This window comes from Paenibacillus sp. PAMC21692, assembly GCF_014303795.1.
Classification (GTDB): domain Bacteria; phylum Bacillota; class Bacilli; order Paenibacillales; family Paenibacillaceae; genus Pristimantibacillus; species Pristimantibacillus agaridevorans.
The window spans coordinates 868111-885864 of the sequence record NZ_CP060293.1 but is presented as its reverse complement, the minus strand read 5'-3'; the positions used below and the strand labels follow the sequence as shown (position 1 = coordinate 885864).

At 49.7% G+C, this 17754-nt stretch carries 20 protein-coding genes; 16 read left to right on the top strand and 4 right to left on the bottom strand.

Going from position 1 to position 17754, the window contains the following annotated elements; all coding sequences use genetic code 11:
* Positions 1-198: 198 nt before the first annotated feature.
* Complete coding sequence (locus tag H7F31_RS03535; protein WP_087572553.1) at positions 199-381, bottom strand: YjzC family protein; 183 nt, start codon at positions 379-381, stop codon at positions 199-201.
* Between the two features lie 192 nt (positions 382-573).
* Between H7F31_RS03535 and H7F31_RS03530 the strand changes: the two genes are divergently transcribed.
* The 13 genes from H7F31_RS03530 to H7F31_RS03470 all read left to right on the top strand — a co-directional run bounded on the left by H7F31_RS03530 (position 574) and on the right by H7F31_RS03470 (position 12132).
* Positions 574-2136, top strand: a complete 1563-nt coding sequence (locus H7F31_RS03530; RefSeq protein WP_187103067.1) for an AraC family transcriptional regulator — start codon at positions 574-576, stop codon at positions 2134-2136.
* A gap of 166 nt (positions 2137-2302) precedes the next feature.
* Positions 2303-3268 (top strand): ABC transporter substrate-binding protein, encoded by a 966-nt coding sequence (locus tag H7F31_RS03525; RefSeq protein ID WP_187103066.1) that lies wholly within the window; start codon positions 2303-2305, stop codon positions 3266-3268.
* Positions 3269-3426: 158 nt separating this feature from the next.
* A complete protein-coding gene (gene rpsF / locus H7F31_RS03520; protein ID WP_087568498.1) occupies positions 3427-3711 on the top strand; it encodes a 30S ribosomal protein S6 in 285 nt (94 codons plus the stop codon).
* A 35-nt stretch (positions 3712-3746) separates the two neighbouring features.
* A complete protein-coding gene (locus H7F31_RS03515) occupies positions 3747-4310 on the top strand; it encodes a single-stranded DNA-binding protein (RefSeq protein WP_187103065.1) in 564 nt (187 codons plus the stop codon).
* Positions 4311-4337: 27 nt separating this feature from the next.
* A complete protein-coding gene (gene rpsR, locus H7F31_RS03510; protein ID WP_087568496.1) occupies positions 4338-4622 on the top strand; it encodes a 30S ribosomal protein S18 in 285 nt (94 codons plus the stop codon).
* Between the two features lie 259 nt (positions 4623-4881).
* Positions 4882-6033 (top strand): MBL fold metallo-hydrolase, encoded by a 1152-nt coding sequence (locus H7F31_RS03505; protein ID WP_187103064.1) that lies wholly within the window; start codon positions 4882-4884, stop codon positions 6031-6033.
* A gap of 91 nt (positions 6034-6124) precedes the next feature.
* A complete protein-coding gene (locus H7F31_RS03500) occupies positions 6125-6904 on the top strand; it encodes a sulfite exporter TauE/SafE family protein (RefSeq protein ID WP_187103063.1) in 780 nt (259 codons plus the stop codon).
* Between the two features lie 137 nt (positions 6905-7041).
* Positions 7042-7611: a sulfurtransferase TusA family protein gene (locus H7F31_RS03495; RefSeq protein ID WP_315970570.1), complete on the top strand. Its 570-nt coding sequence runs from the start codon at positions 7042-7044 to the stop codon at positions 7609-7611.
* 38 nt (positions 7612-7649) lie between these two features.
* Positions 7650-7874, top strand: a complete 225-nt coding sequence (locus H7F31_RS03490) for a sulfurtransferase TusA family protein (RefSeq protein WP_187103061.1) — start codon at positions 7650-7652, stop codon at positions 7872-7874.
* 72 nt (positions 7875-7946) lie between these two features.
* Entirely contained in the window at positions 7947-8426 is a 480-nt protein-coding gene (locus H7F31_RS03485; protein ID WP_187103060.1) for a DsrE/DsrF/DrsH-like family protein, read from the top strand.
* Between the two features lie 58 nt (positions 8427-8484).
* Positions 8485-8745 (top strand): metal-sensitive transcriptional regulator, encoded by a 261-nt coding sequence (locus tag H7F31_RS03480; protein ID WP_108993104.1) that lies wholly within the window; start codon positions 8485-8487, stop codon positions 8743-8745.
* A 1089-nt stretch (positions 8746-9834) separates the two neighbouring features.
* The gene (locus H7F31_RS03475) at positions 9835-10314 is read left to right on the top strand and encodes an ATP-binding protein (protein WP_187103059.1); all 480 of its coding nucleotides are present in this window, start codon (positions 9835-9837) and stop codon (positions 10312-10314) included.
* Positions 10315-10680: 366 nt separating this feature from the next.
* A complete protein-coding gene (locus H7F31_RS03470; RefSeq protein WP_187103058.1) occupies positions 10681-12132 on the top strand; it encodes a SulP family inorganic anion transporter in 1452 nt (483 codons plus the stop codon).
* Between the two features lie 141 nt (positions 12133-12273).
* Here the strand turns inward: H7F31_RS03470 and H7F31_RS03465 are convergent, their stop codons facing one another.
* From H7F31_RS03465 to H7F31_RS03455, 3 genes are all read right to left on the bottom strand, one after another.
* Positions 12274-13665, bottom strand: a complete 1392-nt coding sequence (locus H7F31_RS03465; protein WP_187103057.1) for a TrkH family potassium uptake protein — start codon at positions 13663-13665, stop codon at positions 12274-12276.
* Positions 13652-14314 carry a potassium channel family protein gene (locus H7F31_RS03460; RefSeq protein ID WP_087568489.1) on the bottom strand — a complete coding sequence of 221 codons (663 nt, stop codon included), beginning with the start codon at positions 14312-14314 and terminating at the stop codon, positions 13652-13654. The genes H7F31_RS03465 and H7F31_RS03460 overlap by 14 nt, the downstream gene beginning before the upstream one ends.
* A gap of 278 nt (positions 14315-14592) precedes the next feature.
* The gene (locus H7F31_RS03455; protein WP_087568488.1) at positions 14593-14946 is read right to left on the bottom strand and encodes a DUF4870 domain-containing protein; all 354 of its coding nucleotides are present in this window, start codon (positions 14944-14946) and stop codon (positions 14593-14595) included.
* A 241-nt stretch (positions 14947-15187) separates the two neighbouring features.
* Here H7F31_RS03455 and H7F31_RS03450 point away from each other — a divergent pair, with 241 nt between their 5' ends.
* From H7F31_RS03450 to H7F31_RS03440, 3 genes are all read left to right on the top strand, one after another.
* Complete coding sequence (locus H7F31_RS03450) at positions 15188-16234, top strand: LCP family protein (protein ID WP_187103056.1); 1047 nt, start codon at positions 15188-15190, stop codon at positions 16232-16234.
* Positions 16235-16252: 18 nt separating this feature from the next.
* Positions 16253-16663 carry a CBS domain-containing protein gene (locus tag H7F31_RS03445; protein ID WP_087568486.1) on the top strand — a complete coding sequence of 137 codons (411 nt, stop codon included), beginning with the start codon at positions 16253-16255 and terminating at the stop codon, positions 16661-16663.
* 173 nt (positions 16664-16836) lie between these two features.
* The gene (locus H7F31_RS03440) at positions 16837-17742 is read left to right on the top strand and encodes a DUF2232 domain-containing protein (RefSeq protein ID WP_373271274.1); all 906 of its coding nucleotides are present in this window, start codon (positions 16837-16839) and stop codon (positions 17740-17742) included.
* Positions 17743-17754: the final 12 nt, after the last annotated feature.

The window sequence follows — 17754 nt, the reverse complement described above, 5'->3', positions numbered from 1 at the left end:
TTCGAGCTCATCGAAATTGTGTGTTTACGGACCGTAGTCTTTAGCACAACGCCTCGCTTTACAAGTAGTGGATGAAATACTCTCCTTCAGATCCTTGCACCTGCTGGTCCAATGGAACTACACCTCTCTTGCACCGTCGATATTATAATGCCCGATAACCATCAACGTATTCATGCAGCTGCAAAATATTTTTAAACGTTATTTCGGCATCCGGATCCACTTGCGCTCGTGATTCGTGTTATCGGGGAAACGTTCCCCCTTGTGCAAGGTTACTTTCTTGGGATTCTGAATGCCCATGTGGTACGAATTGACGCCAGTCTCGATATACGTGCCGTCATTCGGAGCCCGGTCGCCCTGGTTAAAGATCGTAAATTCACCCATCGTTGGATGCACCTCCATGAGTTGTGTATGAAGCGGTCAGGCAGCATGATGAAGATAAAAAACGCCTCCTGCTCCTGTCCAACGCTTAGTATGAACAAAGCGTCCCAATCGCATAAGTAGCAGATAACGGTGCACAGCTTGCCTTGTCCCCGCATTCACGCTATAACTGAGACAGGACGGGAGGGAGCGGACATGACGGGTTACACCTATTATTTTCCAATCGCGGTACATCAACTAAGCAGCGGGCAATTGCCATGGTCTACCGCGGCAGTCGGGCCACGAGAGCCTGTTATCATCCTGGTGACGGATGGCTGGGCAAGAGTCATATATAACGGAGTGGAGCGGGAGCTGGAGAGGCACACCATTCTATGCTGCAATGCAAGCAGCAGCCTGGAGTGGGTAGCGGAGAAAGCTTTTAAAGCCATTGTGGCGGAGTATCGCGCGCTGACGCTGGATGGTATGCCGCCTGCTGCTTCAGGCTTGCCGGAGAAGCCCGTCAAAGGGTCGTCCGATGCTTTCATCCAGATGGGCCGGCAACTTGAATTAGCCTGGGCCAATCGGCAGGAGGAGCCCCTGGAACCGCAGCGTATCTTTCTTAAGCTGCTGACAGCCTTGCTGGAGCAATACAAGCAAGCAGGAGATGGAGTGGATGTGCCATGGCTGGCGAACATAATCGACCTGCTGCATCGGAGGTTCAGGGAGGAGTGGAGTCGGGACGCGTTGTCCGCAAACGCGAAAGTCAGCGCTGAGCACTTGTCGAGGGTATTCCGTAAGAAGACGGGGATGACCTATACCGCTTATTTGAATCTTATGCGCGTGAGGGAGGCGCAGCTTTTGATTCTGAAAGGACATGGGCTGAATTTAAACGAAATCGCGCGTCATGTCGGGTATCGCGACGGCTACTACCTGAGCAAAAAATTTAAAGCGCTTCTGAACCTTTCTCCAGCCAATTACAGAAACAAGCCGCGCAGGATCGTCGCTTCCACCTACAATTATACGGAAATGCTGATTGGGCTGGGCATAGAGCCTGTATTGGGGGCGTATTCGGCATGGTCGAGCCATCGAAATCCTGGACACCGAAGCGAGGAAGGAATGCGGGAGCTTTGCTGGTCGGAGGGCATCGGATCTTATAAAACATTGGAGAGACTGCAGCCGGATATCATTCTTGTAACAGACGATATCAAGGAGGATCGGCAGTTATATCGTTATGCAGCCGTAGAAGCGATTCCAATGACCAAGCTGCCTTGGCGCGAGCAGTTCCGCCGAGTAGCCGAAATCGCGGGGAAGCTGGAAGCAGCAGAGAAAATCATAAAGGGATATGACCGCATGGCTGCCGAGTCGAATGCAAAACTTGATACGTACCATGTGGTCCGGGGAACGGCTGCGGTGTGGGAGATTTATGCGGATTCGGCTTATGTATTCCATTGCGGTTTTGGTCGCGGAACGCCTATTCTATATGATGATCTTGGCTTTCTTGTTCCGCAGGAGCTTGTGGACAGAGGAATCACGAACAAGGGATGTTTATCTTTCCCGGTTATGGAAGTGCCCGATATCGATTGTGACTACTTGTTTATTACGATGGCGCATGACTCGCTCTCATTCAGGCAATTGCTGCAGTCCAAGGCATGGAGCCGACTGACGGCGGTCCGCAGGGGCAATGTGCATATTCTCAACGACTTCGGAAGATTCTATGGCATCGACCCAAAGTCGATAGAGCGGCAGCTGGAAAGTTTGATGGATTGTTTCCTTCCATGATAGACTGCACCGTCTCCCAAGGCTGCTTCTCGTAGGTTCCACATCACAAATTGACATGCTCCTAGATCATACATGAACATTTCCTTTTGCAGAGGGAGAAGGTAAAGTGTTCTAGTGATAATGATAATCATTATACTAATTGTGGAGATAGGAAAGGGAGAAGGTCATGAGAAAACAGGGAACAAAACGAGGCATTCTGGGGGCAGCGTTAATGATGGTAGTACTGGCGGTATTGCTGGCGGCTTGCGGCAGCGGAAACAATAATAACGGAAGCGGAAGCAGAGACGGCGAGGAGAAGGAAAGCACCAAAACGGTCACGACGGTGTTCGGGGATATCCAAATTCCCACGTCGCCCAAACGTATTATTGCAGACGACTACGTAGGAACCTTGATTGCGCTTGATGCCATTCCGGTGGGGACGCCTGGCTTACATCTAAAGAATCCTTATTATGTAGAGGCGCTTGAGGCTGTAGCGGACATCGGCGATTACGGCAATTCGTCGCCTGAGAGAATGACGGAATTGGATCCGGATTTGATTATTACGGCTACAGACGATCCGAAACGGTTCGAGCAGATGAATAAAATCGCGCCAACGATTTCGGTTCCCTACGGCGATCTGAAAAATGCACATGAAGAGATCGCCTATTTCGGCGAGCTGCTGGGCCTAGAGAATAAAGCGGATGCGTGGCTCAAGGATTACGACGAACGGATTGCAGCCGCCAAGCAGCGTGTGGAGGCGGTCATACCGCCGGATGCCACCTTTACGATTCTGGAGCTCGGGGATAAGTCCGTTTGGGCTTATGGGGATAACTTTGGGCGCGGAGGGCAACCCATCTATCAATCATTGGGAAGAAAGCCGAGAGAAGACATTGCGGAGGAACTGATGGAGAAGCAGTGGATCGAATTGTCTATGGAAACGTTGCCCGGATATGTGGGCGATTATATTGTTTTGACGGTCGGGGATGTTAACGAATGGACGATAGACAAGCTCAAAGCCGATCCGATCTGGGGTTCGCTTGCGGCGGTGAAGCAGAATCAAGTGTACATCTGGCAGGAAGAACGTTCCTGGTATTACGATCCCATTGCCGTATTAAGCCAAACGGAGGAGCTGGCGGACTGGTTGGCGAAGTAAGCGCACTGCAGGTGCTGGGAGGGTGAAGCGCCAAAGTTGCCTCCCGATTCTCGGCTTGCCATGGGCTTCTCGATTTGGTATAGTATAGAGATGCGAGCCTATGGCTCGTTCCTTGCTCCATTTTATGGGGCCGTTAGTCCAAAAGGAGGTGAAACAATATGCGCAAATATGAAGTGATGTACATCATTCGTCCAGACGTCGAGCAAGAAAACGTTCAAGCTCTCGTCGAGAAATTTAATGGCATCATCTCCAATGGCGGAGAGGTCACGAAATCCGAAGTGATCGGCAAACGCCGTCTTGCGTATGAGATCAACAAGCTTCGTGATGGTTACTTCGTTCTGGTACATTTCAACGCAACGACTGAAGTTGTAAATGAACTTGACCGTATCATGAAGATCCAAGACGAAGTCATTCGTTCGTTGATCGTCAGAGACGTAGCTTAGTCTAGTCCACGCAAGGGAATGGGGAGGTCGATGAGATGTTGAACCGTGTCATACTGATTGGCAGATTGACGAGGGATCCCGAGCTGCGTTATACGCCTGCCGGAGTTGCGGTAACGCAATTCACGCTAGCTGTAGACCGGCCATTCTCGTCAGCAGGTCAAGGCGGAGAACGCGAGCGCGAAGCGGATTTCATTCCGATCGTTACATGGCGCCAGCTGGCTGAAACATGCGCAAACTACTTACGCAAAGGCCGTTTAGCGGCCGTTGAAGGACGCATTCAAGTGCGGAATTACGAGAACAATGAGGGCAAACGTGTGTATGTAACGGAAGTTATTGCAGACAATGTCCGGTTCCTGGAGTCCAATCGCGAGAACAGCGGAGCTCCGCGTGATGAGAACAGCGGCGGTGGAGGCGGATACGGCGGCGGCAATTCGGGCGGCGGATACAGTGGAGGAAGCAATGCTGGCGGTGGCGGTGGTTCATCCTATGGCGGCGGAAGCCGTTCGGGCGGATCGCGCAACGACGGCAATAGCAACAGCGATCCTTTCAAGGATGACGGACGTCCAATCGACATTTCCGAAGATGATTTACCATTTTAATTTTCTACGAGAAGGAGGATGTACACCATGGCTTTCAAACCAAGAGAGAACGGCGGCGACGAGCGTCCAGAGCGTAAGTTCAGCGGACGTAAAGGCGGACGCAACAAACGTCGTAAAGTTTGTTTCTTTACTGTAAACAAAATTACTCACATTGACTATAAAGACACGGATCTGCTGAAGAAGTTTATCAGCGAGCGCGGCAAAATTTTGCCACGTCGCGTAACGGGCACAAGCGCGAAATACCAACGCTTGCTGACAGTTGCAATTAAACGTTCCCGTCAGATCGCATTGCTGCCTTACACAACAGAATAGTTCGTGCTGAAGTGCAGAACGGATAAACCCACAAGCCAGGACACTTGAAAAAGTGATCCTTGCGTGGGTTTTTTTGTGTTTGTATGGCTAAGAAAAACAAAGGCCGAGTGCATAACGGTTGACAGAACTAAAAGAACACTGTAATATGTCTGTATACCCCATGGGGTATAAAATTTCCCCGAAATAATACCCCCATGGGTATTAAAAGTCTGCTGAGTCTCACTCGGGGAAACTATAAAATACGATTAGGGAGGTAGTAATGACAATGGCAACAACGACGATAAAGGCAATGACTCCTCAGGAACTTACGAAGAAAATCATTGCACAAAAAGAATTGTTTATTCTAGACGTCAGAAATGAGTCGGAATTCATGAATTGGAAAATAGAAGGCGTGAAAATAGATGTATTGAACATTCCGTACTTCGATTTGTTGGATGGCGTTGACGAGGCGCTTGATAAAATTCCGGATGACAAAAACATCCTCGTAGTGTGCGCCAAAGAAGGCTCATCGATCTTCATTGCGGAGCAGCTCGCCGAAGCAGGAAAAACGAATATTCATTATCTGGAAGGCGGCATGAAAGCTTGGAGCGATTATTTGGAGCCTGTCAAAATCGGCGATCTTAAGGATGGAGGGGAACTATACCAATTCGTTCGCATTGGCAAGGGTTGTTTGTCGTATATGGTAGTGTCGGGCGGCGAGGCCGTGATGATCGACACGCTGCGTATAATCGATGTTTTTGAACAATTTGCTTCCGACAAAGGAGCGAAGATCAAACACACACTCGACACGCACTTGCATGCTGACCACATCTCGGGTGGCAGGTTGTTAGCGGAGAAAACCGGAGCAACATACTGGCTCCCTCCCAAAGATGCAACCGAAGTCATTTTCGACTTTGAGCCGCTAGAGGAAGGAAAGGAAATTAAGGTTGGTCATTCTAATATCCGGATCCAGCCTATCTATTCTCCGGGTCATACGATCGGAAGCACGTCCTTAATCATTGACGAACAATACTTGCTTAGCGGGGATATCCTATTTGTCGAATCTATCGGTCGTCCGGACTTAGCCGGCAAGGCGGAGGATTGGGTTGCGGATCTCAGATCGACGCTGTACAAGACGTATAAAGGCCTCTCGGACGATTTGCTGGTACTCCCCGCCCATTTCGGCAAGATAACCGAGCTCGGTCGAGATGGCAAGGTTGCCGCACGACTCGGCGACTTGTATAAGAACAATCCAGGGCTCAACATGCAAAGCAATGACGATTTTAGATCGGCAGTGACGGAGAACCTTCCGCCGCAGCCAAACGCCTATCAAGAAATTCGCCAAACGAATATGGGCAGAATGACGCCAAACGAAGAAGAACAACGGGAGATGGAATGGGGACCGAATCGTTGCGCCGTACACGATAAATAATGAATTCGGGAGAAGGCTGTAGGGAGGAGATTATTTTTTTGACCTAAATAATACCCTGTGGGGTATAAAAGAAAGGATTTCCGTTATGGGCATGGATATCATGTTGATTACCGTCTTATTTGCCATCGGCTTTATCGGGTCCTTTATTTCGGGAATGGTTGGGATTGGCGGGTCGATTATTAAATATCCGATGCTGCTGTATATCCCTCCTGCATTAGGTTTCTTGGCTTACTCGGCTCAGGAAGTTGCGGCTGTAAGTGCCATTCAAGTGTTTTTTGCGACATTAGCGGGAATGTTGGCTTATCGCAAAGGAAATTTCATGAATACGAAGCTTGTACTGTATATGGGGGTTCCGATTATCATCGGCAGTCTTCTTGGCGGGTATGGTTCAAAGTTTCTTCCGGACGGTGTCATCAATATTGTCTACGCGGTTATGGCACTACTAGCCGGAGTGATGATGTTCATGCCGAAGAAAGGCAATGAAGACGGCGATTTCACCAAGATTACATTTAATCGGAGCCTGGCATCCATATCGGCTGCCGTGGTCGGTATTTTGTCGGGAATCGTCGGTGCGGCGGGGGCATTCATCATCATTCCGATTATGCTCGTCCTCCTTAAAATTCCGACTCGGGTTGCAATCGCATCTTCATTAGCGATTACGTTCATTTCCTCCATCGGGACGACGGCCGGCAAGATCATGGGAGGGCATATGCTCTGGATCCCTTCAGCCATCATGGTAATCGCAAGTATCATCGCTTCTCCGATTGGCGCGAAAGTCGGTAAGAAGATGAATGTAAAGATGCTTCAATGGATCCTGGCCGTATTGATCATCGCAACTGTCATTAAAATTTGGCTTGATATTCTAACATGAATTAGGAGATTGGCATGCGAACGGCTTGAAGAATTAGGTTATGAGGTCACCAATATGCCCGGGGGCATGTCCCTTTGGGAAGGAGAGGTAGTTTAAGGGATTTAAAACACAAGAGAGGAGTAGATCATATGACATCCATGATTCAAACGAATCAAACGTTAAACTGCGAGGGCTTGGCGTGTCCGATGCCGGTCGTAAAAACCAAAAAAACCATCGCGGAAATGAATGCCGGCGAAGTGCTCGAAGTACGGGCAACGGATAAAGGGTCTGTGGCGGATTTGCAGAGCTGGGCAGGGCGGACAGGTCACCAATATATCGGCTTGAAGGAAGAAGGAGGCATCTACCGCCATTTTCTGCGAAAGTCCCTGGAAATCGAGACAAAACCGGAGACAAAACATCCGCGAGTCATTAGCAACGAAGATTTGAACCGGAAACTCATGGCCGGCGAAAACTTTATTTTAATAGACGTTCGGGAGCCGGCGGAGTACAGTTTTAAACGAATTCCGGGAGCGATCTCGATACCTATGGGCGAACTGGAGCAAAAGCTCGATTCGCTCTCGAAGGACGAGGAGTATTTCGTTGTTTGCAGATCAGGCAATCGTAGCGATTTCGCCTGCCAGCTGCTTTCCGAACGAGGTTACTCTAAAGTAACGAATGTCACGTCGGGCATGTCCTCTTGGGAAGGTCCCACGGAGCATGACGAATAAGAAACCAACCACACCTAACTAAAGAGGAGGAATTTGAGATGGCAGATATCGTAATCGACGCAAAAGGGCTTGCGTGCCCAATGCCGATCGTCAAAGCAAAAAAGGGGATCGATTCCATTCAAACGGGGCAAACGATGGAGCTTCATACAACGGATAAAGGTTCCATGAACGATTTTAAAGCTTGGGTAAATCAAACAAAACACGAGCTTGTTGAAGCGAGAGAAGAGAATGGTGTGTTTAAATTTATCGTTAAAAAGGTGTAAGAACGAGCGTGAAGCTAGAACAGATACCTGCAATAGCTGTTTTATAACTGAAAAAGGAAAGGGGAGCCTTATGTGACTCAAAAGGAGAAATCAACCATTGTTTTATTTAGTGGCGAACTGGATAAAGCGATAGCAGCGTTTATCATTGCCAATGGCGCGGCAGCTTATGATCATGAGGTAACGATCTTCTTTACGTTCTGGGGATTGAATACGCTCAGGAAGGACCAACCGGTATCGTTGAAGAAGGGATTTCTTGAGAAAATGTTCGGTAAGATGATGCCTCGAGGCGCGAATAAACTTGGTCTATCGAAAATGAATTTCGCTGGGATGGGCCCGAAGATGATTAAGCACGTGATGAAGAAGCATAATGCGTTAACCTTGCCGCAGTTGATCGAGCTCGCGCAGGAGCAAGGCGTGAAGCTGGTTGCATGTACGATGACGATGGACTTGTTGGGTCTCCAGAAGGAAGAATTGCTCGACGGAATCGAATATGCCGGCGTTGCGGCTTATTTGGGAGATGCCGCAGACGCGAAGGTGAACTTATTTATTTGATCCTCGACTCCCCAATGTGTTTATAATATACCTATACATGTATCGGGGGGATTCCAATATGAAATACGATGATGATATGAAACGGCGCCTGCGTAGAGCCGAAGGACAAATACGCGGTGTATTAAAAATGATGGAAGAAAACAAAAACTGCAAGGACGTCGTAAGCCAACTCTCGGCTGTCCGCAGCGCCGTCGACAAAACGCTGGCGCTTGTAGTGGCGGTAAACCTGGAGCAATGTATTCATGAAGAGCTGGAGAAGGGCGGGGACACCAGTAAGGTTGTCCAGGAAGCTGTAGGACTGTTAATCAAAAGCAGGTAGAAGTAAATATTGGTGCTGTCCCAAAAGTTTTCAAATGACAGGGGAATGTGTCAATTTATACGTGAAATTACATGAAAGGACCTTGAACTCCATTTTAAAGTGGAATTCAAGGTCCTTTTTCATGTGAAAATCCGACTTCACGTGAGACTCGAAAAAACACAAATTGGTTTTAGGATAGCCTCTTTCTTTGTTTTATAGACAATGATGCAACTCCAAGAGCTGTGAACAAAAGGTTGGAAAATCACATTTGAAAAATCTAACGGACAACAGTGACGCTAATTGTTCAATTATTAACCCCTGCCGAATCTAACGGACATAAGGAGGATGTCGATTCATTGTGTGCAAAACCGGAAATGAAGCTGCAATCAATCGCCGGCAACCTGTTTACGGAAATGAGGGCCCTTATATGGAACGTTTGGCGTGATAATAAAATCTAAACGGAACTCTGCGACGTTATTCGTGAGAAATCCAGGCAAATCGCGAGCTTTTGCCCATCATAAGGGCTGTCAGTTCCATTAGATTTGCGAAGTGCAGCTTTTTGCCGAAATAACGCCTTTCATTTCCGTTACGGTTGCTCCCGTTTATTTCTTTCTGGACACTCGCCCGCAAATTCACCTTTGCACAATTAATAGACAGCCTCATAAGGAAGGCTAAGTGTTCGTAAATGAAACTTACTGCGCAGGCAAAGGACGGCGACAGCGATCTAAAGCTCGCTGACTAGCAGTCTTTCAAGATTTAAGTCGGCGTCATCGATCTAAAGCTAGCTGACTAGCTGCTTTTCAAGATTTAAGTCGGCGTCATCGATCTAAAGTTAGCTGACTAGCTGCTTTTCAAGATTTAAGTCGGCGTCATCGATCTAAAGCTAGCTGACTAGCTGCTTTTCAAGATTTAAGTCGGTGTCATCGATCTAAAGCTAGCTGACTAGCTGCTTTTCAAGATTTAAGTCGGCGTCATCGATCTAAAGCTAGCTGATCAAAGTGGGTCCTATCATTTCAAAAAATGTTCAAATTCTGAATCAGCAAAGCAGGCAATCATCTCCTTAGCCTGATCAATGATATCCTGGACATCTCCAAGATAGAAGCTGGAAAAATGGAGCTGCATCTGGAGACCTACCTCATATCGGAATTAATCCACGATGTGATGACTACAATTGGACCGTTGGTAGACGGAAAGGGAAACAGGCTGCAATTGAGTTGCGAAGAGAGCGGAGAAATTACGGCCGATATAACAAAATTACGTCAAATTCTTATTAATTTATTAAGCAACGCCAACAAGTTTACCGAGAACGGGTTGATTGAATTCAAGGTTTATAAGGAAGTCAGGGATTCTCGGCAGGGTTACGAATTTTTTGTTCGGGATACGGGCATTGGCATGACCCCAGAGCAGCTCGAAAAGCTGTTTCACCCATTTATGCAGGCTGATGCATCCTTCACACGCAAATATGGAGGCACGGGTTTAGGGCTCGCGATTAGTCAGAGCTTTAGCGCGATCATGAGTGGGGATATACGGGTGGATAGCGTATATGGAAAGGGAACGACCTTTATCTGCTGGCTGCCGACTGACTTGTAGATTGTATCGTTTATTGAAGATGCACAAGTGAATAACTCCAAAAGGGTGACGTCGAAAAAAGTTATCCCCATGTGGATAATGGGGCTGACGAATTCGAATCGCCTTTTGAGCATGGAATTATATTGATCGTAATGATGGCTAAAAAGGAGATTTAAACAGAATAAGAGAGAATAACACGGATGTAAGCGTTTAAACCCGTAATGGTATTCAGTAGATCGCTTGTGGATTCTGTGTATAATAAAAATCGTCCAATATCGGCCCCGACCTCTCTGAGAGTGGGAGGTCACCAATTACTAGGCGTGTCTGAATACTCCGAGGGGAGCAGATTTTCAGACACGACCTGGAGGAGAGAGAGGAATTATTTCTTTGTTACAACAACTGAAAAACACATGGTTTTTTAACGTCAGAGGGGATTTGCTGGCCGGCATTACGGTCGCGCTTGCGCTGATCCCAGAAGCCATAGCCTTCTCGATCATTGCGGGTGTAGACCCCATGGTCGGGCTGCATGCATCGTTCTGCATCGCGGTTATCATCTCCATTACGGGCGGACGACCAGGGATGATCTCTGCGGCTACAGGCGCAATGGCGGTACTGATGGTAACGCTGGTCGCCGATCACGGGATTGAGTACCTCTATGCGGCTACGATTCTGACGGGCATTATTCAGTTTCTGATGGGTATGCTCAAGCTGGGGCGGTTTATTACGTTCGTTCCGCATTCCGTAGTCATTGGGTTCGTGAACGCGCTGGCGATTTTGATCTTTATGACACAGCTCGTTCAATTCGAGAATGTCACCTGGGTCATGTATGTGCTCGTAGCTGCAACGTTACTCATTATTTATGGACTGCCGCTGCTGACTAAAGCCGTGCCTTCCGCGCTTGTCGCAATTATCGTCATGACCTGCGTGACTGTATTCGGCGGCATTCAAGTGAACACGGTCGGCGACATGGGCAATATTACGCGTTCGCTGCCTAACTTTCATATTCCCGACGTTCTGTTTAACTGGGAGACGCTGATGATTATATTGCCGGTCTCGTTTACGATGGCGATCGTCGGATTGCTGGAATCTTTAATGACGGCAACGATCCTCGACGAAGCGACGGAGACCAAGAGCAATAAGAACAGGGAAGTGCGCGGACAAGGCATCGCAAACACGATCACCGGATTTTTTGGAGGTATGGCGGGCTGCGCGATGATCGGACAATCCGTCATCAACGTCAAGTCGGGGGGCCGGGGCAGACTGTCCACGCTGGTGGCGGGTGCCGTGCTGTTGTTCCTGATTATGGTGCTTGGCGATGTGGTCAAGAGCATCCCGATGGCGGCGTTGGTTGGCGTCATGATTATGGTGTCAATCGGCACCTTCGATTGGGGCTCTATCCTGAATGTAAGAAAGATCCCGTTGTCAGACACCATCATCATGGTAGTTACCGTTGCGGTGGTGGTGTACACGCATGATCTCGCAAAGGGCGTTATGGTCGGCGTAATCATGAGCGCGCTTCTCTTCGGATGGCGTATGGCCAAGCTGCATGCCGACATGCATGTCACGGAACAGGACATTAAGCATTACCGGATTCGGGGCCAAATGTTCTTTGGCACGATGAGCCACTTCGGCGAGTTGTTCGACCCGCAGCAGGATCCGCAACATATCGTGATTGATCTCGGCAGCTCACATGTCTGGGATCACTCGGCGATTACGGCAATTGCAAAGGTTCTGGGCAAATATGAGGCGCAGGGTAAGACCGTGACCATTATCGGCTTGAACGAAGAGAGCAAGAAACTCGTGGACCTCGTTGGTTTGACCGTATCCGGCGGCCATTAAGGCTGAACCTGCCGGTATCGGGACCACCCTTATTAGTATCTGAAATCAAATACATCGGCACAACTAAAGGCTGCCAGACGAAGTCCATGAATGGACGTATCGTCTGGCAGCCTTTGTGTAAGATGAATGTTTGCCCGGGCATTATCCGACGAGAATATGATCCTCGGGATAGCCGATCTTGGAGCTTTGTTTCTTTTGGGCGAGCGCGTACGCCAGCGTGAGAGGGCCTAACCGGCCCAAGAACATCGTAATGGTCACGACAATCTTGCCTGCCGTAGTCAGCTCGCCGGTAAGCCCCATTGACAAGCCTGTTGTGCTGAACGCGGAGGTTGCTTCGAACAGGACAGCCAGGAAGTTGTCCTTCGCCACATCCTCCGTCACCGTAAGAATCAAGGTAACGGTTAATACAAAAGCCAGCGCCGTCATAACGACTGCCAGCGCTCGCATGACGGAGTCTTGCGAGATTTTGCGCTCGAAGGCGTGGATTTGACCGCCGCCGCGGAAGGTCTGGATCGTCGACAGGATAAGAATGACCAGCGTATTGGTTTTGATGCCGCCGCCAGTACCGCCGGATCCCGCCCCGATAAACATCAGGATGATGAGGATGAACTGGGAGACGGCGAGCATGCTGCCGATATTAATGGTGTTAAAGCCAACGCTCCTGGGTGTCGTACTCTGCATGAGCGACGCCAAAAGCCGCTCGCCCGTGTTCAACGATCCGAACGTCGCGCTGTTCCAGCTCTCCAGCAGGAAAATCAGCAAGAACCCTGCCAGGATCAATACGCCGGAGGAGATTAGCACGACCTTGGAGTGGAGCGACAGCTTGCGCCAGGAACGCTTGCGAAGCACGTCCAATATGACGATGTAACCAAGCCCGCCTACGATAAATAAGAGGATCAGCGTCAAGTTGACGATGGGATCGCCGACGAACTGCATCAGGCTGTCGGACCATAGGGAAAATCCGGCATTGTTAAAGGCGGATACGGAGTGGAACAACGCATAGTATGCCGCTTTGCCCAGTCCAAGCTCGCTCTGCCAGTGCAGCGTTAGAACCAGCGTGGCGATGGATTCGAATACGAATACGATAAGAACCATATATAGAGACAGCTTAACGAGCCCCTGCGCCGAAGTCGATTGAGTCGTCTGCTGAATAATGAGCCGCTGCTTGAGACCGATCTTCTTGCCCAGCAGAATAGCAACCATTACGCCGAGCGTCATAAAGCCGATGCCGCCAACCTGGATCAGAACCATAATGATAATCTGACCGATGACTGAGAAGTCAGTGCCGGTATCCAGCACGGTCAGACCATTAACACAAACGGCTGATACCGATGTAAATAGCGCATTAAGCAATCCGATGGAATGTCCGTCGCTAGACGAAAAGGGCATGCTGAGCAAAATCGCGCCGATCCAGATAAGCCCGAAGAACACGACGGTAATAAGCTGCGGCGGACTGATATTATTTTTGAGATGATTGATGAAACGCTCGAGCCAAGGCTGTTCGTTTTTCTTGGGGTGGCTATGCGCGTTCATAATCGTTCTCCAGCTCGCGGATATCATCGTTGCTGCCTATGATGAGCAGCACATCGCCCGTATGAATGGCATCCTCGGCCTTGGGCGAAATATTGATGCGATCGCCGGTTTTGATAGCCATGATGGTACAACCGTAGCGGGCGCGGATGTTGAGATCCTTGAGCGATTTGCCGTCCATGGCGGGAGGCGCGCCGATCTCCGCGAGGTTGTAGTCCGGCGACAGCTCGATGTAATCGATCAGGTTGTCCGAGCTAAGTTGATTGCCCAGCCGCGTCCCCATATCACGCTCCGGATAGATGACGTGATCGGCGCCGATTTTGCTGAGGACGTTGCCATGCATTTCATTTCGCGCTTTCGCAGTTACCTTTGGCACCTTCAATTCCTTAAGCAACAGCGTCGTCAGGATGCTCGCCTGCAGATCGTCGCCGATCGCTACGATGGCATGCGTGAAGTTGCTTGCTCCAAGCTCGCGCAGCACGTTTTCGTCCGTACAGTCCGCTTGCAGCGCATGGGTAGCGATGGGAGCCATTTCTTGGACGAGCTGTTCGTTCTTGTCGACTGCAAGCACTTCGTGTCCGTTTTGGATCAAAGTGCGGGTCAAGCTCGTGCCGAAGCGGCCGAGCCCGATCACCATAAATTGTTTCTTCAAAGCGCTCACGTCCCAACTATCTATTGGATGATTAGTATTCGAACTATTAACTGTGATAAATCATAGGAGACAATTGGTTATTTGTCAAAGAGAATTAACAGACGTTTCTATTATAAAAGTAATCCCCTTACTGCGTATTTTTCATTCGGTTTATTGCGGTACAAATAGAACAGGGACAGCCCTTCGTCTTATACGACTAAAGGGCTGTCCCTGTTTCATAATGAAGGCCGGCGGTGTAAATACGATCGGAGCCTTAATGGTGCGTGTTCAAACCTTTACTAGAATTTGTTCGCTTGCTCCTCCGAGATGTCGCCGATGTATGGCAGCTTAAACATCTTGCCTTGCAAAGCCAGCAGCATTAGGGCTATCCACAAAATGAAGCTGATCGGGGCCAAAATAATCGAAATGAGCCATCCGATGACGGGAATCCAGCCTAGTACCAGATTGATGGCAACAATGGCCACGAATACGATCGTAGACTGCATCGCATGGAACTTAACGAAGCGGCTTTGCTTTTCCAGAACGAGGAAGATGATACCTGTAATGAAGCCGAGCAAATAACAAAGCAGGCCAGCCACCTTGGGATCCAAGCCAGTCGAAGACGGATCCGGATTTACTTGTACCGGTTGCATAATGGACGAGTCACGCTCCTTATGGACATAGTATTGCAAGAATTGTATTCGCCGTACATAAGCAATAGACCTTTTTTTGTTGCAAAAATTGGTTGCGAAATGCGACAAGTTACCACAAATGGGATAAAATTTTTGTCATAGGTTTGTAACCCCTGCAAGGTTGCCATCGTCTAGAATGATAAGAAAGCAAGGCTGCCGGTATAGAGACAGACGGAACCAAATCGCTTGGAGAGTGGACAATATGAAGAAGAAACATAAACGATTATATGCAATCGGAATCATTGCGGTCGTTCTGCTGACCGCGGCGTATTTGAATCGGGGAGTGCTGGCAATGGCCGGCTTCGACTGGTTCTTGCAGGGTTCGCTTGAGAAAAGTTTGGAAAACACGTACAAGCCTGTCGAAAACCGTCAGCCCGTCAAACCTGTCGGCGTCGACAGAAAGAAGCAAGATCCCTTCTCCATGCTGCTGCTCGGCGTGGACCAACGGGGCAACGAAACGGGAAGGTCGGACACGCTGATCTATACGGTCGTGCGTCCCAATGACGGCAAAATGCTGCTCGTATCCATTCCGCGGGATCTCTATGTCGAGATTGTGGGCAGAGACCGCGAGGACAAGATCAACCATGCTTACGCCTTCGGCGGACCGGGGATGACGATGGATACGGTAGAGAAGCTGCTCGACGCTCCGGTCAACCATTACGCATCCATTAACTTCGAGGGCTTCCGCGACGCCATCGATGCAATGGGCGGCATTGCGCTTCCGATCGAAGAGGATATGGTCAACGATGATTACGATCACGAAAAATTCGTCATCAAGGGCGGTCAGGACCTCTATAATGGAACGGATGCGCTCAACTTCGTCCGGTACCGCGAGGACGCGGGCGGCGACATGAACAGGACGGAGCGACATCAGCAGTTCCTTCATGCTATTATAGAGAAGGCGACAAGCCTCAAGCAGTGGAGCAAGATCCCTTCCTTAATTGATATTATGGGCGACAACTTCAGCACGGATATGCTGCCGGGGCAGTTGATCGACATGTCGCAGTCCATGTTGACGAAGAGCGGCCTGAACATGTACAGCCACACGGTGCTCGGCCAAGGCGGCCGCCTGGAGAATGGCGGGGCCTGGTATTATTTTGTCGATGAAGGGGACTTGCAGCAAGTACAGACCATGATTCATAATTGGCTGGATGCCGACGCGCCGTCCGCGAGTCTGATCCTCCCTCCGAAGTACACGGCGACAGTGGAGAAGGAGGTACAGTCGCTCTCCAGCGCGTCCGGTCAATAGAACGGAGTGAAACAAAGGATGAATATCGCGTTTTTCCTGCTGCCGAAGCAAGAGGTCGTATGTTTGACATATGACACGACGTTGCGGCAAGCGCTGGAACGGATGGAATATCATCGTTACTCGGCCGTACCGATTCTCCACTCGGATGGCACGTATTACGGAACGGTCACCGAAGGCGATCTGCTCTGGTTTATGAAGAGCCGGCCGGATCTGACATTCGAGACGACCAACAAGGTAAAGCTTGCCGAGGTGCCGCTGAGGGTCACGAACAAAGCGGTAAATATCGACGCTAATATGGATGATATGATCTCGCTGGCCAAGGTACAGAACTTCGTGCCTGTCGTGGACGACAGAAATCATTTTATCGGACTCGTAAGAAGAAGCGAAATTATCGATTATTGTCAGCAGGGACTGTCCCAGCGGAGCTAAGGCTCCCGGGGCAGTTTTTTTTGAGGGGGACTTGAACGGAGTCAGGTCGCCGCTGGACGCAGGCACAAATGTTGGAATGGACGGGATGCATGCGGAAATCCGCTTTTGTGCTATAATGGGTGTTAAATGCCTGATCATCGGGTGTGCAAACGAAGCTGCAAGAGGTGAACCGATTGAAAACTGGGCTGAAACCCCTGCTGTGGAGCGGGGCGGCGTTTCTGCTGCTGTTGCTTCTCGCTGTACCTGTATTGAACTTGCCTGCATTGCTGTTCATGATGGTTCCGTATGTCGTTCTATATTCGACGCTATCCAAGGGAGCCTTCGCCCTTCACACGATTCCCGTGTGGGTAGCCGCCGCCCTGATCGTGGGACCGGCGGTGCTTATTATCGGACTGTTCTTCCTGCTGCCCGGCATTGCCATGGGTCACTTATACCGCAAAAAGGAACCTGCGGCCAAGGTGATACGGATCGTCGGAGTCATCGTGCTGGCCCAGCTTATGCTGGAGCTGCTCGTATTCGAGCTTTTCCTGGACCTGTCCCTGCTTGATGAGATGAGCTCGATGATCCGTGACGTATTCGACACCGTGATGGCGCAGAACACGCTCGCGACGGAGTGGACCTCCTCGCACACGGACACGCTTATTCAAGTCATCATTAACATGATTCCGCTCACCTTCATCATTTTGGCGTACGTCTTGACGGTCGTGTCGCATTATCTCGCGAGAAGAATCGTGAACCGGAGCGGGCTTGAAGTGCCTGCCTTCCCTAAGGCAAGGGATTGGAAGCTTCCGCGCTCGCTTGTTATTTTCTATCTGATCGCATACGTGATGGATCTGTTCATGCTTAGTACGAGCAAGGCATTCCTCCCGGTTGCACTGATGAATCTGGTGCCGCTGCTCAGTTATGTATTCGCGATTCAGGCGATCGGCTTCTTCTTCTATATTGCTCATCATCGCGATTGGAATAGGGCAGTTCCCGTTCTCATAGCCATCCCTGTGCTGCTGATTCCTCCGCTAAGCCTGATCGGCGTTCTGGATACGGCATTCCCGATCCGGAAGGCGTTCGTTAAATCCCAATAGCACAGGAGCGAT

What these genes read in the sequence shown, in the direction of transcription:
- H7F31_RS03535 (WP_087572553.1), bottom strand. Translation starts at nt 381, where the DNA reads ATGGGTGAATTTACGATCTTTAACCAGGGCGACCGGGCTCCGAATGAC.
- H7F31_RS03530 (WP_187103067.1), top strand. Translation starts at nt 574, where the DNA reads ATGACGGGTTACACCTATTATTTTCCAATCGCGGTACATCAACTAAGC.
- H7F31_RS03525 (WP_187103066.1), top strand. Translation starts at nt 2,303, where the DNA reads ATGAGAAAACAGGGAACAAAACGAGGCATTCTGGGGGCAGCGTTAATG.
- rpsF (WP_087568498.1), top strand. Translation starts at nt 3,427, where the DNA reads ATGCGCAAATATGAAGTGATGTACATCATTCGTCCAGACGTCGAGCAA.
- H7F31_RS03515 (WP_187103065.1), top strand. Translation starts at nt 3,747, where the DNA reads ATGTTGAACCGTGTCATACTGATTGGCAGATTGACGAGGGATCCCGAG.
- rpsR (WP_087568496.1), top strand. Translation starts at nt 4,338, where the DNA reads ATGGCTTTCAAACCAAGAGAGAACGGCGGCGACGAGCGTCCAGAGCGT.
- H7F31_RS03505 (WP_187103064.1), top strand. Translation starts at nt 4,882, where the DNA reads ATGACAATGGCAACAACGACGATAAAGGCAATGACTCCTCAGGAACTT.
- H7F31_RS03500 (WP_187103063.1), top strand. Translation starts at nt 6,125, where the DNA reads ATGGATATCATGTTGATTACCGTCTTATTTGCCATCGGCTTTATCGGG.
- H7F31_RS03495 (WP_315970570.1), top strand. Translation starts at nt 7,042, where the DNA reads ATGATTCAAACGAATCAAACGTTAAACTGCGAGGGCTTGGCGTGTCCG.
- H7F31_RS03490 (WP_187103061.1), top strand. Translation starts at nt 7,650, where the DNA reads ATGGCAGATATCGTAATCGACGCAAAAGGGCTTGCGTGCCCAATGCCG.
- H7F31_RS03480 (WP_108993104.1), top strand. Translation starts at nt 8,485, where the DNA reads ATGAAATACGATGATGATATGAAACGGCGCCTGCGTAGAGCCGAAGGA.
- H7F31_RS03475 (WP_187103059.1), top strand. Translation starts at nt 9,835, where the DNA reads ATGGAGCTGCATCTGGAGACCTACCTCATATCGGAATTAATCCACGAT.
- H7F31_RS03465 (WP_187103057.1), bottom strand. Translation starts at nt 13,665, where the DNA reads ATGAACGCGCATAGCCACCCCAAGAAAAACGAACAGCCTTGGCTCGAG.
- H7F31_RS03455 (WP_087568488.1), bottom strand. Translation starts at nt 14,946, where the DNA reads ATGCAACCGGTACAAGTAAATCCGGATCCGTCTTCGACTGGCTTGGAT.
- H7F31_RS03450 (WP_187103056.1), top strand. Translation starts at nt 15,188, where the DNA reads ATGAAGAAGAAACATAAACGATTATATGCAATCGGAATCATTGCGGTC.
- H7F31_RS03445 (WP_087568486.1), top strand. Translation starts at nt 16,253, where the DNA reads ATGAATATCGCGTTTTTCCTGCTGCCGAAGCAAGAGGTCGTATGTTTG.